This is a genomic window from Arthrobacter sp. 01N442 (assembly GCF_056399345.1).
On record NZ_JBFTRD010000004.1, the window covers coordinates 197,204 to 213,844 of the forward strand.

13 protein-coding genes and 1 pseudogene are annotated in these 16,641 nt (G+C 66.2%); 9 read left to right on the forward strand and 5 right to left on the reverse strand.

Features of this window, described 5'->3' with window-relative positions:
• Positions 1 to 62: 62 nt before the first annotated feature.
• Positions 63 to 1,022: a PfkB family carbohydrate kinase gene (locus AC1DNC_RS08270; RefSeq protein WP_476862085.1), complete on the forward strand. Its 960-nt coding sequence runs from the start codon at positions 63 to 65 to the stop codon at positions 1,020 to 1,022.
• 276 nt (positions 1,023 to 1,298) lie between these two features.
• Positions 1,299 to 1,907 (forward strand): annotated as a pseudogene (locus AC1DNC_RS08275) (ABC transporter ATP-binding protein); the annotation flags it as partial.
• Positions 1,908 to 2,064: 157 nt separating this feature from the next.
• Here AC1DNC_RS08275 and AC1DNC_RS08280 read toward each other — a convergent pair.
• The 3 genes from AC1DNC_RS08280 to AC1DNC_RS08290 all read right to left on the reverse strand — a co-directional run bounded on the left by AC1DNC_RS08280 (position 2,065) and on the right by AC1DNC_RS08290 (position 6,373).
• Positions 2,065 to 4,470, reverse strand: coding sequence for a P-loop ATPase, Sll1717 family (locus AC1DNC_RS08280; RefSeq protein WP_476862086.1), 2,406 nt, complete (start codon positions 4,468 to 4,470; stop codon positions 2,065 to 2,067).
• A gap of 507 nt (positions 4,471 to 4,977) precedes the next feature.
• Positions 4,978 to 5,679, reverse strand: a complete 702-nt coding sequence (locus tag AC1DNC_RS08285; RefSeq protein ID WP_476862087.1) for an SCO1664 family protein — start codon at positions 5,677 to 5,679, stop codon at positions 4,978 to 4,980.
• 25 nt (positions 5,680 to 5,704) lie between these two features.
• On the reverse strand, positions 5,705 to 6,373 hold the full coding sequence (locus AC1DNC_RS08290) for an MSMEG_4193 family putative phosphomutase (RefSeq protein ID WP_476862088.1): 669 nt from the start codon (positions 6,371 to 6,373) through the stop codon (positions 5,705 to 5,707).
• Between the two features lie 92 nt (positions 6,374 to 6,465).
• Between AC1DNC_RS08290 and AC1DNC_RS08295 the strand changes: the two genes are divergently transcribed.
• Positions 6,466 to 7,854, forward strand: coding sequence for a sigma 54-interacting transcriptional regulator (locus AC1DNC_RS08295; RefSeq protein WP_476862089.1), 1,389 nt, complete (start codon positions 6,466 to 6,468; stop codon positions 7,852 to 7,854).
• A 26-nt stretch (positions 7,855 to 7,880) separates the two neighbouring features.
• Positions 7,881 to 9,884 (forward strand): vWA domain-containing protein, encoded by a 2,004-nt coding sequence (locus tag AC1DNC_RS08300; protein ID WP_476862090.1) that lies wholly within the window; start codon positions 7,881 to 7,883, stop codon positions 9,882 to 9,884.
• A gap of 28 nt (positions 9,885 to 9,912) precedes the next feature.
• Here the strand turns inward: AC1DNC_RS08300 and AC1DNC_RS08305 are convergent, their stop codons facing one another.
• A complete protein-coding gene (locus AC1DNC_RS08305; RefSeq protein WP_476862091.1) occupies positions 9,913 to 10,569 on the reverse strand; it encodes a DUF3841 domain-containing protein in 657 nt (218 codons plus the stop codon).
• A 153-nt stretch (positions 10,570 to 10,722) separates the two neighbouring features.
• Between AC1DNC_RS08305 and AC1DNC_RS08310 the strand changes: the two genes are divergently transcribed.
• From AC1DNC_RS08310 to AC1DNC_RS08330, 5 genes are all read left to right on the forward strand, one after another.
• The gene (locus AC1DNC_RS08310; protein ID WP_476862092.1) at positions 10,723 to 11,598 is read left to right on the forward strand and encodes an aminoglycoside phosphotransferase family protein; all 876 of its coding nucleotides are present in this window, start codon (positions 10,723 to 10,725) and stop codon (positions 11,596 to 11,598) included.
• Positions 11,599 to 11,642: 44 nt separating this feature from the next.
• Positions 11,643 to 13,118, forward strand: a complete 1,476-nt coding sequence (locus tag AC1DNC_RS08315) for an HNH endonuclease signature motif containing protein (RefSeq protein WP_476862093.1) — start codon at positions 11,643 to 11,645, stop codon at positions 13,116 to 13,118.
• A gap of 126 nt (positions 13,119 to 13,244) precedes the next feature.
• Positions 13,245 to 13,568 (forward strand): YciI family protein, encoded by a 324-nt coding sequence (locus AC1DNC_RS08320; RefSeq protein WP_476862094.1) that lies wholly within the window; start codon positions 13,245 to 13,247, stop codon positions 13,566 to 13,568.
• Positions 13,565 to 14,800 carry an RNA polymerase sigma factor gene (locus tag AC1DNC_RS08325; protein WP_476862095.1) on the forward strand — a complete coding sequence of 412 codons (1,236 nt, stop codon included), beginning with the start codon at positions 13,565 to 13,567 and terminating at the stop codon, positions 14,798 to 14,800. The genes AC1DNC_RS08320 and AC1DNC_RS08325 overlap by 4 nt, the downstream gene beginning before the upstream one ends.
• A gap of 88 nt (positions 14,801 to 14,888) precedes the next feature.
• Positions 14,889 to 15,230, forward strand: a complete 342-nt coding sequence (locus tag AC1DNC_RS08330) for a YciI family protein (RefSeq protein WP_476862096.1) — start codon at positions 14,889 to 14,891, stop codon at positions 15,228 to 15,230.
• On the opposite strand, the gene AC1DNC_RS08335 is transcribed toward AC1DNC_RS08330, so the two are convergent.
• Entirely contained in the window at positions 15,227 to 16,615 is a 1,389-nt protein-coding gene (locus AC1DNC_RS08335) for an MFS transporter (RefSeq protein WP_476862097.1), read from the reverse strand. The genes AC1DNC_RS08330 and AC1DNC_RS08335 overlap by 4 nt on opposite strands.
• Positions 16,616 to 16,641: the final 26 nt, after the last annotated feature.

A 16,641-nucleotide genomic window follows, 5' to 3' on the forward strand; every position in this document is an offset into this window, starting at 1 on the left:
CAGCCATAGACCGCCAGAATGACCTAGACGCTCCCGTACTATCACTTGCCCGAGAGACAAACATGGATAACCTCAAAGCAGCACTGCATTATGCCCAACAACCCCTCGACGTGGTCGTTGTCGGAGAAGCGCTGATCGACGTGGTCACCACCCCGAGTAGCCAGGTAGAGCATCCCGGTGGATCGCCGGCCAACGTCGCCTACGGCCTCGGGCTCCTCGGCGTCTCCACAGGCCTGCTCACGGCCATCGCGCCCGATGCACGGGGAACGTCGATAGAAGACCACCTCCGCCGGGCAGGAGTAACGCTCCTGCCCGGGTCAAAATCCCTCGCCCGTACAGCGACGGCCACAGCAACCCTTGGGCCTGACGGTTCCGCCGCCTACGACTTCGACATCTACTGGGACCTGCCCCCAAAAGCGCCAGCCTACTTCCCCAAAATCCTCCACACAGGTTCCATAGCCACGTTCCTGGACCCTGGCGCCACGGCCGTCAAAGCCCTGCTGGAACAAGCCCACAAGCATTCCACCATCACCTACGATCCCAACATCAGGCCATCCCTGCTTGGCAGTCATGCCGAAGCCAAAGCGACCTTCGAAGAACTCGTCTCCCTGACCGATGTTGTGAAACTCAGCGACGAGGACGCCCATTGGCTCTACCCCGGGAAAACACTCGAGGAAGTCGCAGGCCATATCCTCCGACTGGGCACCGGACTGGTAGCGATAACTAAGGGAGCTGAAGGCTCCCAATTCACCTCCTGTGCCGCAAGCATCACTATCCCCGCTGTCAAAGCCAACGTTGCGGACACCATAGGCGCCGGGGACTCCTACATGGCTGCACTGATCCTGTGTCTCCTCACTCGCCGAACCGACGGCTTCGCCCCCGGGGTGTTGGAGCAACTGGGACGCACGGCAGCTGCGGCGGCGGCCATCACCGTTCGACGGGCCGGAGCAAACCCGCCGACCCTTGCCGAACTGAGATCAGCAATGGAAGCACCTACTTTCGCGCCTAATACTTTCGCCTAGACCGTCTCCGCCCGTGGGCTGCGGAACTAATTGACACGAAGGTCCCTGCTATGGCCGTCATAACTGCCCGGCGAGTCACGAAGTGGGACCAGAAAATAGCCGCCCTCCAAGCCTGTCACAGTCGCCTGAATCACCTGAGCGGGAATTGCCAAGCCCCGGATACCGTCCCGGCTCAGCTTTCGAGCCCGCCACGCTCCAGCGTCCGTCCGAGCGACTGCCGCGGAAGATCCTGGCCTACGTGGTCCGCGGCGCCGTGACGAGCAGACAAGTCCAGGGCTGGTGAACCTGATGATGCGCTTCTACGAGCTCGACGCCGGGCGGATCACGCTGGACGGGGTGGACGTGGCGCTGATGTCGCGGCACGAGCTGCGCTCGCGGATGGGCATGGTGCTGCAGGACACCTGGCTGTTCGGCGGGACCATCCGGGACAACATCGCCTACGGCCGGCCCGGCGCCTCGGAGGCGGAGATCCTCGAGGCGGCGAAGGCGACCTACGTGGACCGCTTCGTGAAGTCCCTCCCGCAGGGCTACGACACCGTGCTCGACGACGAAGGCGGCAACGTCTCGGCGGGGGAGAAGCAGCTGCTGACCATCGCCCGCGCGTTCCTGGCCCGGCCGTCGGTGCTGATCCTGGACGAGGCGACATCCTCGGTGGATACCCGCACCGAGGTGCTGGTGCAGAAAGCCATGAGCGCGCTGCGCTCCGACCGGACCTCGTTCGTCATCGCCCATCGCCTCTCCACCATCCGCGACGCCGACCTCATCCTGGTGATGGAGGCCGGCCAGATCGTGGAACAGGGGACGCACGCCTCACTGCTGGAGGCAGGCGGGGCGTATGCACGGCTGTACGAGGCCCAGTTCGCGGCTCCGGTTGCGGAGGTCTGAGGCGCGACGGGACTGTGGTTAGGGCGGAGAAGTGGCTGGGCGTCCGATTTCAATCGCCGTTGAGGCCAAGGCATCCAAATTCGCAGCTATCCATCGAGGGGCATGCTCGGCAGTCCTACGCTGGGCACAGCCGGGTCATAGATGGTCACCAACCCTGCTATGAGTGCGTCATGGCCGCGGTGTCCCAGTTTAACGTCTCATCGACTAATTCCTGGGCATGCAGGTCGTCGTCACGGACATCCAAGTAGTGGCGGAAAGCAGGATGGATTCTAAACTGAACGGGCCGGCTCGATCGCTTTGAGAGCCTCTCGGCCACCTTCAGCTTTCTTCTGGCCGCTGTTTCACCTTCGACGTAGACGAAATCGCCATCGGCTATCTCGATTCCCAGGAAAGAGGTTTTTATCAGCCACGATTTAACCTCGTCAGCGTTGTCCGCTCCCGCGAGCGCCTCACCAAGTTCTGCTTCATTCAGTGTTGAATCCATTCCCGCAAACTCGTAGAGTATCTCTTCAAGATCAAAACTCTCCGCTTCGCTTTCCACGAGGAGGGCTTCTATGGCGAACTTCGAGTACTGACTCTCCGCCAGCACTATATCGGCTTCCTGGATTGATTCGTGTTTCCTGTTAATGGCAGTGGTGAGAGCCGCGTTGGCAAAGTAGATCAAGTCCCGAGGTCGCGGCAGCGTGCGCCACAGCATGTAGTCCCGAGTCGGTGTGCCTTTTACATCCGGGACGAAGACATCGTTCCATAGCTGGTCGCCGGTGTGACGTTTGTTTTTCACCTTCTTGGCGCCGTATCTTTCCTCAAGGATGCGGGCGAGAAGCTCAGGATCCTCCCAATGGACTGACAGCTGGCCGATCTTGTCGGGTTCCCTGGCGAAGTTGGACATGACATCGAAAATGTCCGTCCGGAGAAAAACACTCAACGTCAAATTGACCGGGGCATTGTCTCGGTCGCTCCGGGAAAAATCCTTTTCCATCTTGCCGCTGCTAGTCAAGAGGGTAAGTAGGAACTTGGACATGAGCTTGTAGTCGGCCCCGGTCTCCCAAGCCTTGTCGAGGTTGTCAATTAGCACCGCCACTCTTCCGAACTCGTGCAGTGCGGCGCGAAGTGACCTCTTTAGGTTGTTGAGCGCATGAACTCGTAGCCCGTTCGCAATGAACTGCTTTTCATCCTCCGACGGGTCCAATCTTTGGGCGAGGAGGTTTGCCACTACTTCTTCCAAACGATCCGCCAAATCGCTGTCCACGTTAATACCAAGGTTTTCGAGCTCAATTTCCAGAGTGCGCATTGGGGTCCCCTCAGCTACTCCTGCGGGTTTGAGACGTGCGGCTCGAACGGCATGAATGGCAATCTCGGAGTAAATCAGAAAGGTCCATAGGTTTGAGACCAAATAGTCGGACGACGAAGTGGTCCTGAGTCTCTGCAAAAGTTCCAAGAGCCCTGTCAGCTCGTACGAGGACGGCTTGATCGGCACGACGAGGTTACGACGATCCTTCTGGAGTTCGGCAACCGCCTGAGTCATCGTGGCAGATTTTCCGGTGCCCTTGCGGCCAACAAAAACTTTCGCTTTGCCGTCCAGTATGGCCCTGAACTCACTGGTCTCGATGAAGTAGTCGTTTAGATCATCTGCCTCATACTCAGCGACGTACTGTCCAAAAGACCGGATGGGGAGTTCAATATCCAGCGCCAAGCGACCGAGGCGTTTATTAGACCCGTTTGGTTTCGGCAGGTTGGCAAGCCAATTCCGGACATGCTCTTGGAGCGAGGCGGAGGTCGGGTAGGCAAAAAGAAGATCTTTATAATCCAGAGGTGCCACGAATCCGCTCTCAACGACCATGAGCAGCGGCAAGTCTAAACCGTAGGCCACGCCAGCCAAGAAGCTAGCCCTAGCATTGTGTTGGCTGGCCCGTACACGGGTTGGCGGGAGTAGATGAAAGATGGCGGCCGATGAGCGGTAGATTTCCCGGACGTAGAACTGCAACGGAGCGAGCCCCAAGTCGTCGCTCGCTCCCAGGACCTTGAGCGTGGTATCTCGTTCGAGCATTTTGCTCAGGGATGTTGCCGCATTGGTCTTGATAGGAAGGGATGGGGCAAAGATAGCGCTCGGTTCACGTGCGCTGGCCCCGGCAAGCAAGGTGTCGAAGAGCTTTGGCTCATCCATGTCCGGTCGCTCGGTGAATATTCGAGCACTCAACTCCTCCGAGTTGCCGTTGTAACCGAACCGCCCAACCGTGGAGAGAAGCGAAAGGTCATTCCACACCCGCAATGCACCTTCATCGGTTTCATCCAGGACCAGCCAGAGAACCTTGTTTTTACCCAAAGCGTAGCCCGCTTCAAAAAGCACATTGCTGTTCATGGTACTAACGTCTGCTACGACAGCCGAGGAGCTGTCAATCGCCTCGCATATTGTGGCAATGAGCAGTTGGCCCTCAATTGCCAAACTTTCCCAGCCCCGGGCTATCAGTCCGCGCTCATTGAGTGAGGTTACGGCATCTCGTAGAGTCTCTGCTCGGAGAGGCGGATAGCCTGCGTATGCGAAAAATATGCCTTCGGGTTCCATGGCACCAGAATCTCATGCTTTGCGTGAATAGCACGGGTGCATTCGGATGCGGCGTTCTGTTTCTTCTCATTGGGTGCACATGAGCTCTCAACCAGCGCATAGTCAGTGCCCGCGAGGTTGGCGATACAAGAGACGCTAGCGACTTCTCCAAACGGGAGCCAGCATCGCATCCTGTTCGCAACCGATTCCGTTGTGGTTATTGACCATGCAGCAGTCCGAGAGGTGTTTGCGAAGTCTTCGACACTTAGGAGAAAAAGTGTCATTTTTGCCTTGCCCCGAATGGTCTCAAACCACGACTCACCCACCGCCATATGAATATGGCCGTCCACTGCCGGCAAATACTGACCCAAAACGGTCGTTGTTGATCAAGAGGACTGCGAGCGGTCTTCGAGGGGCTGAACCCATGCTCGGCCAAGGGCCTAGATGCGAGCCACGTCAAAGGTTGCGGTCTCAACGAGGTTCAGTCAATAGGTTTCTGACGCTCCGGGGCGTGGGGCCTGAAAGCCCTTAAACCAGCGGCCACGGGTACCGCATGCCCGTCCGGTCCACCGGCAGCGCTCCCGCGAGCAGCATTCGATGGACGCGGCGCTGCAGGGCGGTGACCTCGTCGTCGTCGAGCAGATCCGCCAGTTCGGCAGGCACGGCCTCGGCGAGCGGGGCGATGTCCGCAAGCAGGGCATCGGGGATCGGTTCCCCGGCGAAGTCCCAGATCACCGTGCGCAGTTTGAAGGCTGCCGAGAAGCAGAGGCCGTGGTCGATACCCCAGATCCTGCCGTCGTCGCCGCGCAGCACGTGCCCGCTCTTGCGGTCGGTGTTGTTGGCGACGAAGTCGAACAGAGCGACCCGGGCCAGCTCAGCGTGTGTCTCCGGGGCGTCCTCGAACAGGGTGAAGTAGTGCTGCTCGAAGTCGCACTCGATGAACCACTGCAGCGACCCGACGCCCAGGGGAGCGTCCCCGCGGATCACGGTCGGCGGGACGAAGCCCCAGCCCAGCGCCTCGCTGAGCAGGTAGGCCGCGCGCTCGCGCTTGTAGAGCCCGGGCTCGAAATCGGAGAGCGGGCGCTCGCCGGCCTCCGGCTTGTAGACCGCATAGCCCTCCTCCTCGCCGCAGGTGACCTGGACCAGGAACGTCTGGTTGCTGCTGCGCGGGATGAGGCCGAGCAGTTCGATGCTGCCCTCGGTGAGCAGGGTCAGTTCCCGGCCGGACACGGTCCCTCCCGCCTCGGAAGCAGCTTCATGACGCCCGGAGCCCGCTCAGTGGTTCCGCCGTCGAATTCACCATGTGCACCGCGGGATCTTGGCCCTCCACGAACGTGATGGCCGAGACCGAGCCCGGGCTGATCATGATCCGCTGGAACAGGTCCAGCGGCGTGCCCAGGGCGTGCGCCACCGCTGCCTTGATGGGATCGGCGTGCGAGAAGCACACCACCACACCGCCGGCGTGGGCAGCACACAGCGCCTCCATCGCCCCCACGATGCGGGCCTGCATTTCCGGGAAGCTCTCGCCGTCCGGGAAGCGGAACTGGGACGGACTGTGCTGCACGGTCTGCCACTCCGGCAGGGCCGCCAGATCGGCGATCGCGGAACCGGTCCAGCCGCCGAAATCACACTCCAGCAGCCCGTCGTCGTGCTTCACCGCCAAACCGGTGCGGGCCGCCGTCGGCTCCGCCGTCTCGCAGGCGCGCTCCAGCGGGGAGGAATAAAGGGCGTCCACCGGCAGGCCGGCGAGCCGGTCCGCGACCCGCTCGGCCTGCTCCCGACCGCGGTCGGAGAGGTGCAGCCCCGGAGCCCGGCCCGGCAGGACTGAGCCCGTCGTCGGCGTCTGGCCGTGGCGCACCAGCAGCAGGAGGGTGGCCGGACGTGCGGGCGACGGAGGAGGAGTTGATTCGGTTGCTGTAGCCATCGATAACAACCCTACGTCCGCACCAACCACCATGCGCAGGAATCTCACCAAATCCCTCGATTCCCCGCCGGGTACAGGTCTACGGTGGAGGAGTGAGTGATCGCCCCGAAATCTTCACTGTTGGTGAACTGCGCGCCTCCGGGCACGTCCACAAGGACCTGCGCCGCGAGATCCGCGACAACCTGCTGGCCGCGCTCGCCGCCGGCCGCGACCCCTGGCCCGGGATGTACGGCTTCAGCCGGACCGTCCTGCCCCAGCTCGAACGCGCCCTGCTGGCCGGGCATGACGTCGTCCTGCTCGGCGAACGCGGGCAGGGCAAGACCCGGCTGCTGCGCACCCTGGCCGGGCTGCTGGACGAGTGGTCGCCGGTGATCGAGGACTCGGAACTGAACGAACACCCCTACGACCCCATCACCGAGCACTCCCGCGCCCTGGCCCTCACCGAGGGTGACCGGCTGCGGGTGGCGTGGCGGCACCGCTCCGAACGGTACGTCGAGAAGCTCGCGACGCCGGACACCTCCGTCGCGGACCTGATCGGCGACGTCGACCCGATGCGGGTGGCCGAGGGCCGCCGCCTGGGCGACCCGGAAACCATCCACTACGGCCTAGTGCCGCGCTCCAACCGCGGCATCATCGCCATCAACGAACTGCCCGACCTCGCCGAGCGCATCCAGGTCTCCATGCTAAACGTGATGGAGGAACGCGACATCCAGATCCGTGGCTACGTGCTGCGGCTGCCGCTGGACGTCCTGGTGGTCGCCTCCGCCAACCCGGAGGACTACACCAACCGCGGCCGCATCATCACCCCGCTGCGGGACCGCTTCGGCGCCGAAATCCGCACCCACTACCCGATCGAGCTCGACGACGAGGTGGCCGTCATCCGGCAGGAGGGCCACCTGGTGGCCGGCGTCCCGCCCGTCATCCTGGAGATCCTGGCCCGCTACACCCGGGCGCTGCGGCAGTCCCCGGCGATCAACCAGACGTCCGGCGTGTCGGCGCGGTTCGCGATCGCAGGCGCCGAAACCGTTGCCGCCGCGGCCCTGCGCCGGGCCAGCGTGCGCGGCGAGGACGAGGCCGTCGCCCGGATCATCGACCTCGACGCAGCCGTGGAGGTCCTTGCCGGGAAGATCGAGTTCGAATCCGGCGAGGAAGGCAGGGAGCAGGACATCCTGGACCACCTGCTGCGGATGGCCACCGCCGAGGCCGTGCGGGCGCACTTCCATGGGATCGACATGGGCGACCTCGTCGCCGCGCTGGACGGCCACACCACGGTCACCACCGGCGAACTGGTCACCGCGCGGGAATTCCTGGAGGGCCTCCCGTCGCTCAACGGATCGAGCCTCTACGACGAGATCGGTGAGCGGCTCGGCGCCACCAACGACGGGCAGCGCGCCGCCGCCGTCGAACTGGCCCTCGAAGGCCTCTACCTCGCCCGCCGGATCTCCAAGGACTCCGACGACGAGGCCACCGTTTACGGCTAGGTGCCACCAAGGATGAGGAGGCCGCCATGAGTGTTCACCACCGGTCCCGGTACAGCCGGTACGCGGGCGGCCCCGATCCGCTCGCGCCGCCGGTTGACCTGACGGAGGCGCTCGACGCCGTCGCCGAGGACGTGATGGCCGGGTACTCGCCGCGGCACGCCCTGCAGGAGTACCTGCGCCGCGGCGGCCGGAACCGGGAAGGCCTGGACGAGCTGGCCGGCCGGGTGCAGAAGCGGCGCAAGGACCTGCTGGGCCGGCACAAGCTGGACGGGACGCTGAACGAGGTCCAGAAGCTGCTGGAGACCGCGGTGCTGGAGGAGCGCAAGCAGTTGGCCCGCGACGTCCGGATGGACGACACGGACCGCGCCTTCCGCGAGATGCAGCTGCAGAACCTGCCAAAGTCCACGGCCGCGGCGGTCAACGAACTCGCCTCCTATGACTGGCAGTCCAGCACCGCCCGGGAAGTCTACGAGCAGATCAAGGACCTGCTGGGCCGCGAGATCTTGGACCAGCGCTTCGCCGGCATGAAGCAGGCGCTCGAGGGCGCCACCGAGGAGGACCGCGCCGCCGTCGCCGAGATGCTGGGCGACCTCAACGAACTGCTCGACAAGCACCGCCGCGGCGAGGACACGGACGCGGACTTCCCGGACTTCATGGCCAAGCACGGCGAGTTCTTTCCGGAGAACCCGCAGTCGGTGGAGGAGCTGATCGATGCGCTCGCCCAGCGCGCGGCCGCCGCCCAGCGGATGCTGCGCTCCATGTCCGCTGAGCAGCGCGAGGAACTGATGCACCTCTCCGCCCAGGCGTTCGGCTCGCCGGAGCTTATGGCACAGCTGGGCCAACTCGATGCGAACCTGCAGGCCTTGCGCCCCGGTGAGGACTGGTCCGGCTCCGAACAGTTCAACGGCGAGGAGGGGCTGGGCCTCGGCGACGGCACCGGCGTGCTGCAGGACCTCGCCGAACTGGACGAACTCGCCGAGCAGCTCTCCCAGTCCTACAACGGCTCCCGGCTGGATGACCTGGACCTGGAGGCCCTGGCACGCCAGCTGGGGCAGGATGCGGCCGTCTCGGCGCGGACGCTCGCGGAGATCGAGAAGGCCATGCACGACGGCGGCTTCCTGCAGCGCGGCGCCGACGGGGACCTGAAGCTCTCGCCACAGGCTATGCGGCGGCTGGGCCGGTCGCTGTTGCGGGACACCGCCAAGCAGCTCTCCGGCCGGCAGGGCCGCCGGGACACCCGGATGGCCGGCGCCGCGGGGGAGCAGACCGGCTCCAGCCGGCCGTGGGAGTTCGGCGACGCCGAGCCCTGGGACGTCACCCGCACCATCACCAACGCGATCCGCCGCACCATCGCCGACGGCGGGGACCCGCGCCGCGGACTGCGGCTGGCCGTGGACGACATCGAGGTCACGGAAACCGAGGCCCGGCCCCAGGCCGCCGTCGCGCTCCTGGTGGACGTCTCCTTCTCGATGGCCGCGGAGGGGCGCTGGGTGCCGATGAAACGCACCGCGCTGGCCCTGCACCACCTGGTCTCCACCAAGTTCCGCGGCGACCGGCTGCAGCTGATCACGTTCGGCCGGTACGCGCAGTCCATGGACATCGGTGAGCTCACGGCCCTGCCGGCGCTGCGCGAACAGGGCACCAACCTGCACCACGGGCTGCTGCTGGCCGGCCGGTTCTTCCGCATGCACCCGTCCATGCAGCCGGTGCTGCTGGTGGTGACCGACGGCGAACCCACAGCGCATCTGCTGGCCGACGGCGACTCGTGGTTCAACTATCCGCCGGACGCCGAGACCATCCGCGTCACGGTCGCCGAGCTGGACAGGCTGGGCCGTGCCGGGGTGCAGGCGACGTTCTTCCGGTTGGGCCACGACCCCGGGTTGGAGCGCTTCATCCAGAAGCTGGCCCGGCGGGTCGACGGCCGGGTGGTGGCGCCGGACACGGGAGACCTGGGCGCCGCCGTGGTCGGCGAATACCTCCGGGCGCACTTCCGCGGCCGGGCGTTCGGCGACGACGACTGGGCGACATAGGGGCTGCGGGGAAGTCCCTCCCGCTGGCTTATTCGAGACGGACGGCGTACGTGACGTCCTCGGTCCGAAGCTCGTGCACAGTCGCCTGCCAGTAGTCGGTCCTGCCGTAGTTTGAAGGCTCGAAGATGGACTCCCAGGACGCCTCAATTTCCGTCCGCAGGTCATCGGGCCACGTGCTGGGCGCGCGGTGATCGACGCCGCGCGCATCGAGCCGGGACCCCAATTCATCCAGCACGACGTCGAGCCGGTTACCGTACGCCTCGTCGCTCTCGCCCGGCAACGGGATCACGTTGGGGGACACGTTGAGAACCTGATGCCAATCGCTGAAGTGCGACAGGAGTACACGGTTGCGGGGAATCCGGCAGGTCAGAAGCACTTCTCCGCGCGCCAAGCGGCAGCAGGACATCAGATCCCGGCGCTGCTGCCTCGCCCACAGCCACAGTGCCCCGGTGCCCCGGGTGGGGAGGCGCCGGTTCATCTGACGAAGCATCCAAGCGTAGGCGTCTACGAACTCCGGCTCGGCCCGGCGAGGGTCGGGCAACAGTCGGCCAGTGGAAATCAGCTCGTCGAAGGCATCCTCGGTCTGGATCGTGTGGAGCAGCAGGATGGGCGCGCCAATGTCGTAAGGGATCCGCCCGGGCGGGACGGCGGCACTGCGGAGCGCTGCGCGGATGGGGAAATTCATGCACTGATCATGCGGGCGCCCACTGACACTCAGTGCCAGACCGCTAAATGACGGCCCTCGCGTACAGTCGTACACGCAACATTGAAGCGACCGGCCATGGGACGCATCATGCTTCGCGCGACGGCAGGAAGGCGGATCATTCACATGGCGGACATGCCCCCAGCCACCGTGGACGTCAGCGCCGCCGTCGTCCGTTCCCTGCTCCGCGCCCAGCGCCCCGACCTCGCCTACCTCCCCCTGGTCCGGAACGCCAATGGCTGGGACAACGTGACGTTCCGGCTCGGGGACGAGCTGGCCGTCCGGCTGCCCCGCCGTGCCGAAGCCGTGCCGCTGATCCTGCATGAGCAGCTGTACCTGCCCGGAATCGCCAAGCGCTCGCCGGTTGCGGTGCCGGTCCCCGTCCACGCCGGCCGGCCGACGTCGGACTTTCCCTACCCGTGGAGCATCGTGCGGTGGATTCCCGGTGCCCCGGCAGCCGAGGCCGGGGCACCTGATCGCGGACTGGCCGCCGAGGGCCTTGCGGCCTTCCTCGGGTCCCTCCATATTCCAGCCGTCGCCGGAGTCCCGGTGAACCCCGTCCGCGGTGTGCCGCTGATGCACCGTGATACCGCAGTTCGGGAGCGGCTCCAAGACAAGGAACGCTATCCCCGGGCCGCGGAACTGGAGGCAGTCTGGGCACGGGCCTGCGCGGCCGGCGCATGGGACGGTCCGCCGATGATGCTGCACGGCGACCTTCACCCGGCCAACATCCTCCTCGATGCTTCCGGCTGGCTGACCGGCGTGATCGATTTCGGCGACGTCGGCGCCGGGGATCCGGCCGTGGATCTTGCCGCCGGGTGGTTGATGTTCGACGCCGGCGCCCGCCGGCGCTTCCGTGACGCCCTTGGACCGTTCGTTGACAAGGACAGGTGGACCCGGGCGCGCGGCTGGGCCCTCGTGTTATCCACTGCCATGGTCAGCACGTCCGACGACAATCCGCTTATGTTCTCCGTGGGGACCTTCGGGATCGGACAGGTCCTGGACGGCTGATTTTGCGCGGCCAAATTGTCAGTGGCTCCTGAGATGCTGTGGGTATGGACGACCGGGCAGTAGCGGAGACATTGGAGGCCATGGAGGCCTCAGTCGCCGTGCTGTCTGACTATGCCGGCGTGTCCGGGACCGCACGCACGGCCGGGGGCGGGGCGGGGTCCGATCCGTTGCGGGAGCAGGCGGATGCGTGTCTCGACGGTTTGGCTGAGGTGGGCCGGTTGGAGGCACGGCTTGCCGCTCTGAAAGTACATTTCGCCGACGCATACGTGGCCGCTGCCGGGGCCGTGGCGGAACAGGCGTCCTCACCGCAGGAGCGCACCGCCTGGCAGATGGCCGTGACGGCCGAGGTGGCCTGCGTGTTGACGGTGGGCGAACGGTCGGCCGCGGCGCTGGTGGCCGAAGCTGCCATGTTGACCTCCCGGTTGCCGCTGACCCTGGCAGCGCTTCGGGCGGGGAGTATTTCGTGGCAGCACGCGCGGGTGATGTGCGATGAGGCCACCGGGCTGGAACCTCCCGCTGCGGCGGCCCTAGAGGCCCATTTTCTGGACCCGCAGGCCCCGTTGGCCGCGACAGGCTGCCCGGCGGGGGAGCTGGTGCCGGCCAGGTTCCGGGCCAAGGCGCGCAGTTGGCGGGAGCGGCACCATCCGGTGAGCCTGGAAGCCCGGCACCGCAAGGGCGCGGCCGAGCGGCGGCTGGAGTTCGCTCCGGACCGGGACGGCATGGCCTGGCTCTCGGCGTACCTGCCGGCGGACGCGGCGGCTGGGGCTTGGGCGCGGGCCACGGAAGCGGCCCGCACGTTGCAGGGCCCGTCCGAGACCCGAACCCTGACCCAGCTGCGCGCGGATGTCGCCACGTCCTGGCTCCTGGCCGGGGTGGCCGAGGGCGTCCCTTCGCCGGCCGCGCAGGTCCTGGTGAGCGTTCCGGTGCTCTCGCTGCTGGGCTCGGGGGAGGAACCGGCCACCCTGGACGGGTACGGCCCCATTCCGGGGAGCATGGCCCGCCGGCTGGTGGCCGACGGGGCCGGGTCGTTTCTGCGGGTGCTGACCGATCCGCGCAGCGGGGCGCCGCTGGAGATCGGCCGGACCAGCTATCGGATTCCGAAGCCGATGCGGCAACGGCTGCGGTTGAGGGACGGCCGGTGTCCGTTTCCCGGGTGCGGTAACCAGTCCCTGGACAACGAGGCGGACCATCTGCTGGCGTGGTCGGAGGGCGGCGGGACCGGCATCAGCAACCTGGGCCAGCCCTGCCTGAAGCACCACCGACTCAAACACACCACGCCCTGGAGGCCGACGGGCGCGACCCGGGACCGGCCGCCGGGCTGGATCTCGCCCTCGGGCCGGTCCTACGCGAGCGAAGGTCAGGACTGGGAACCACCCCGCTGGCCAGACTCCGGAAGCGAAGGCACGGACGAGGACGAGCCCGACTCTCCGGAAGGCTGGCAGGCGAGCTGGCCTTCGGGCATCGAGCCACCGATGCCGGTCGACCCCCTCCCTGACGGTGCACTATTCACCGCCGCATAGGGCCGCCTGTCCCGCCTGCCCCGGAAGAATATCCGCCACATTCCTGTCGGATCGGGGCAGAGTAGTTCGTAGTAATGGTGAGCGGCCGCCCAAGAGGGGTGCCCCAACCACAGGAGATGAGGCGAGATGCAGTATTTGCTTTCCGTGATCCACGACCAGCTTGAGCTCGCGCCGTCGGACGAGATGGCGGCCATCGACGAATTCAACGACCGCCTCCAGGCCGACGGCCACTGGGTCTTCGCCGGCGGCCTTGGCTTCCCCAACACGGCCACCGTGATCGACAACCGGGGCGCCACGCCGGTGGTGACCGACGGCCCGTTCGTGGAGACGAAGGAGTTCCTCGCGGGCTTCTGGATCATCGAGGCGCCCGACCTCGATACTGCGCTCAAGCTCGCCGCCGACGGATCCAAAGCCTGCAACCGCAAGGTCGAGGTGCGCGCGTTCCTGTGAGCGGGATCGACGTCGAGGATGCGGTCAACGAGGCCTACCGCGCGGAGTGGGGCCGGCTAGTGGCCGCCCTGACCCGACGGTTCGGGGACCTCGACCTCGCCGAGGAGGCGGCGGCCGAGGCGTTTGCCGCCGCCGTCGAACGGTGGCCCTCCGACGGCGTCCCCGCGAATCCCGGCGCTTGGCTGACCACCACCGCAAAGCGCAAGGCCATTGACCGCATCCGGCGCGAGAGCAAGCGCGACGGCAAGCACCAGGAGGCCCAGGTGCTGTTTGAAGACCAACCGCCGGAGCCGCTCGGCGCCGTCGACGACGACCGGCTCCGCCTGATCTTCACCTGCTGCCATCCGGCGCTGGCCATGCCCGCCCGGGTGGCGCTGACCCTGCGGATGCTGGGCGGGCTGACCGTGCCGGAGATCGCGCGGGCCTTCCTGGTGCAGGAGAGCACCATGGCGCAGCGGATCACCCGGGCGAAGGCCAAGATCAAGGCCGCCCGGATCCCGTACCGGGTGCCTTCCGTGGAGGACCTCCGGGGGCGCGTATCCGGCGTGCTCGCCGTGCTCTACCTGATCTTCAACGAGGGCTACCTGGCCACCGGACCGGAATCCGACCCCGTCCGCGCCGAGCTGACCGCCGAGGCGATCCGGCTCACCCGCCTGGTCCGCGACCTCCTGCCCGACGACGGCGAGGCGGCCGGGCTGCTGGCCCTGATGCTCCTCACCGAGGCCCGCCGGGCCGCCCGGATTTCGGCCACCGGTGAGCTCGTCACCCTCGATGAGCAGGACCGGGGCGGCTGGGATGCGGCTCTGATCGCCGAAGGCCACGCCATGGTGCGGGAGCGCCTGACCTCCGGGCAGCAGCCCGGTCCGTACCAGCTCCTGGCCGCCATCAATGCCGTGCATACCTCTGCGCGCGACGTCCGGGACACTGACTGGTCGCAGATTGTCGCGCTCTACGACAGGCTGGCAGGGCTGGACCCGTCGCCGGTGATCGCGCTCAACCGGGCCGTGGCGGTGGCGGAGATGGACGGGCCCGGGGTGGCGCTGGCCGCCGTCGACCGGCTGGCAAACGAGCTGGTCGGCTACCACGCCTACTACGCCACCCGGGCCGAGTTGCTGCGGAGGCTGGGACGCGGCGCCGAGGCACGACTCGCGTACGACAAGGCGATCGAGCTGGCGGGCAATTCCGCCGAGGCAGCCACCCTGAAGCGCCGCCGCGACCAGTTGGCCTCGTGAGCCAACGGCTAAAAGGGCTCTTGCGCGGCGCGGCGGCATCGGCAAGGATGTACGCCATCCCCCGAGCCGCGACAAAGGAGTCGACGCCATGACCAAGTACCTGATCTCATTTCCAAGTGCCGCCATGGACGTCCCGGAGGAGGAGATGCAGGCCGTTTCGGATGCGTCGCACGCCGTGGTCCAGGAGGCCAAGGACGCGGGCGTCTGGGTGTTCGGCGGCGGCATCGACGAGAGCATCCCTCCGGTGATGGTGGACGCCGACGGATCGGTGCGCGAGGGCACCTACCCGCAGACGGCGCAGCTTCAAGGCGGCTACTCGGTGCTGGAACTGCCCTCGTATGAGGCGGCCCTGGAGTGGGCCGCGAAGTTCGCGACGTCCTGCCGTTGCGCGCAGGAGGTGCGCGCCTTCGGGTACGACCCCGCCAGCTAGGTTCCGGCGTCCGTCTTCGCATACGACGCCGAGACCCGTCGGTAGACCGGGGTCAGGAAGGCGAGCAGCGCAGCCGCGATCAGGATGATCCCTGATATCAGGAACACCAAGGCGATGCCGCGGGACGTACCCTCGCCCAGCAGCGGGGCCAGCTGGGCTGCACCTTCAGCGGAGCGCGCGTACGGGATGATCCACACCTGGGCGATCGGTGCGATGACGAAGGCGGTGATCGGCGCTGCCGCGGACTCGAACGCCATGGCGAATCCGAAGACCCGCCCCTGCCGGTGAAGGGGCACCACCCTCTGGATGACGGTCTGTTCGGCCGCCTCAGCCACAGGCACCAGGACGAGATACAGCCAGATCCCGGCGACGTACAGCCACGGCCACTCCCGCAGGGTGAACACCGCGCCCAGAACCCCCATGAGGACGACGGCGACAAGGAGAGTGCGCAAGGGGTTGGACCCAAGTCCGAACTTATTGACCAGCGCCCCGCCCACGATGAAGCCGGTGGCACCAAGCGCCAGGAAGGTGCCCCACAGCTCCACGGAGAACATTTCCAGGCCGTAGGGATCCATCAACGCCATATAGACGCCACCGATGAAGTTGTTGAAAGTGGAGAACAGGATCAGCGCGAACAGTCCGGAAACGGCCCATACGGCGGCCAGGGATCCCCGCAGGTCAAATCCGCCTTTCGCATCCGTGGCGGCAGCGCGGACCTCCTCGGGCATGCGCAGGGTGAGCACGTGCAGGAAGGCCAGCGCCGTCAGTGCGAGGGCGACGACGATTGTCCAGCCCATGCCCAGCAGCCCGACCGACACTCCGGAAAACACCGACGTGACGATGAACATCAGGCCCTGCACCATGCCCACCAGCCCGTTGGCGTTCGCCCGCCGGTCCGGCTCGATGAGGATAGTGACGGTCGCCGCGAGGGCGATGTTGCGCATGTTTTCCACGACGGCGCCGAGCAGGACAACCAGCATGAACGCCCAGAACCACGGCTGCGCCAGATCCAGCAGCGAGTCGCCGGGCGTCAGCAGGAACATGGCCCCGGCGAGCAGGAACATTGCCAGGGTAAAGGCGGCCGCAAAACGCATGACGGCCAGCTTGCGGAAGCGGTCGACGTAGGTGCCGAAGCTGATGCTGGAAAGGGCGATCAGCAGCATGTAAGAGCCGCCGACGACGCCGGTGGCGATCACGTTGCGCGTCCCCAGGTACACCCAGAACGTCAGCGCAAACCACAGGTAGCTGGTGGTGATGTTGGCGAGGCCGGTGTTCGCCAGGATCCCGAGAAAGGTGCGGTGGCGTTGCTCCGGGCTCCGCGAGGGCACGTCGACGGCGTCGGCAGCCACAGCGGCCGTCTGGCGGACCGGTTCCTGCTCGGTCATGGGTCCCAGTCTACTAACGGCCAACC

Excerpts from the sequence above, each read along its gene's own strand:
- AC1DNC_RS08270 (WP_476862085.1), top strand. The coding sequence starts at position 63 with ATGGATAACCTCAAAGCAGCACTGCATTATGCCCAACAACCCCTCGAC.
- AC1DNC_RS08280 (WP_476862086.1), bottom strand. The coding sequence starts at position 4,470 with ATGGAACCCGAAGGCATATTTTTCGCATACGCAGGCTATCCGCCTCTC.
- AC1DNC_RS08290 (WP_476862088.1), bottom strand. The coding sequence starts at position 6,373 with ATGGCTACAGCAACCGAATCAACTCCTCCTCCGTCGCCCGCACGTCCG.
- AC1DNC_RS08300 (WP_476862090.1), top strand. The coding sequence starts at position 7,881 with ATGAGTGTTCACCACCGGTCCCGGTACAGCCGGTACGCGGGCGGCCCC.
- AC1DNC_RS08305 (WP_476862091.1), bottom strand. The coding sequence starts at position 10,569 with ATGAATTTCCCCATCCGCGCAGCGCTCCGCAGTGCCGCCGTCCCGCCC.
- AC1DNC_RS08310 (WP_476862092.1), top strand. The coding sequence starts at position 10,723 with ATGCCCCCAGCCACCGTGGACGTCAGCGCCGCCGTCGTCCGTTCCCTG.
- AC1DNC_RS08315 (WP_476862093.1), top strand. The coding sequence starts at position 11,643 with ATGGACGACCGGGCAGTAGCGGAGACATTGGAGGCCATGGAGGCCTCA.
- AC1DNC_RS08320 (WP_476862094.1), top strand. The coding sequence starts at position 13,245 with ATGCAGTATTTGCTTTCCGTGATCCACGACCAGCTTGAGCTCGCGCCG.
- AC1DNC_RS08330 (WP_476862096.1), top strand. The coding sequence starts at position 14,889 with ATGACCAAGTACCTGATCTCATTTCCAAGTGCCGCCATGGACGTCCCG.
- AC1DNC_RS08335 (WP_476862097.1), bottom strand. The coding sequence starts at position 16,615 with ATGACCGAGCAGGAACCGGTCCGCCAGACGGCCGCTGTGGCTGCCGAC.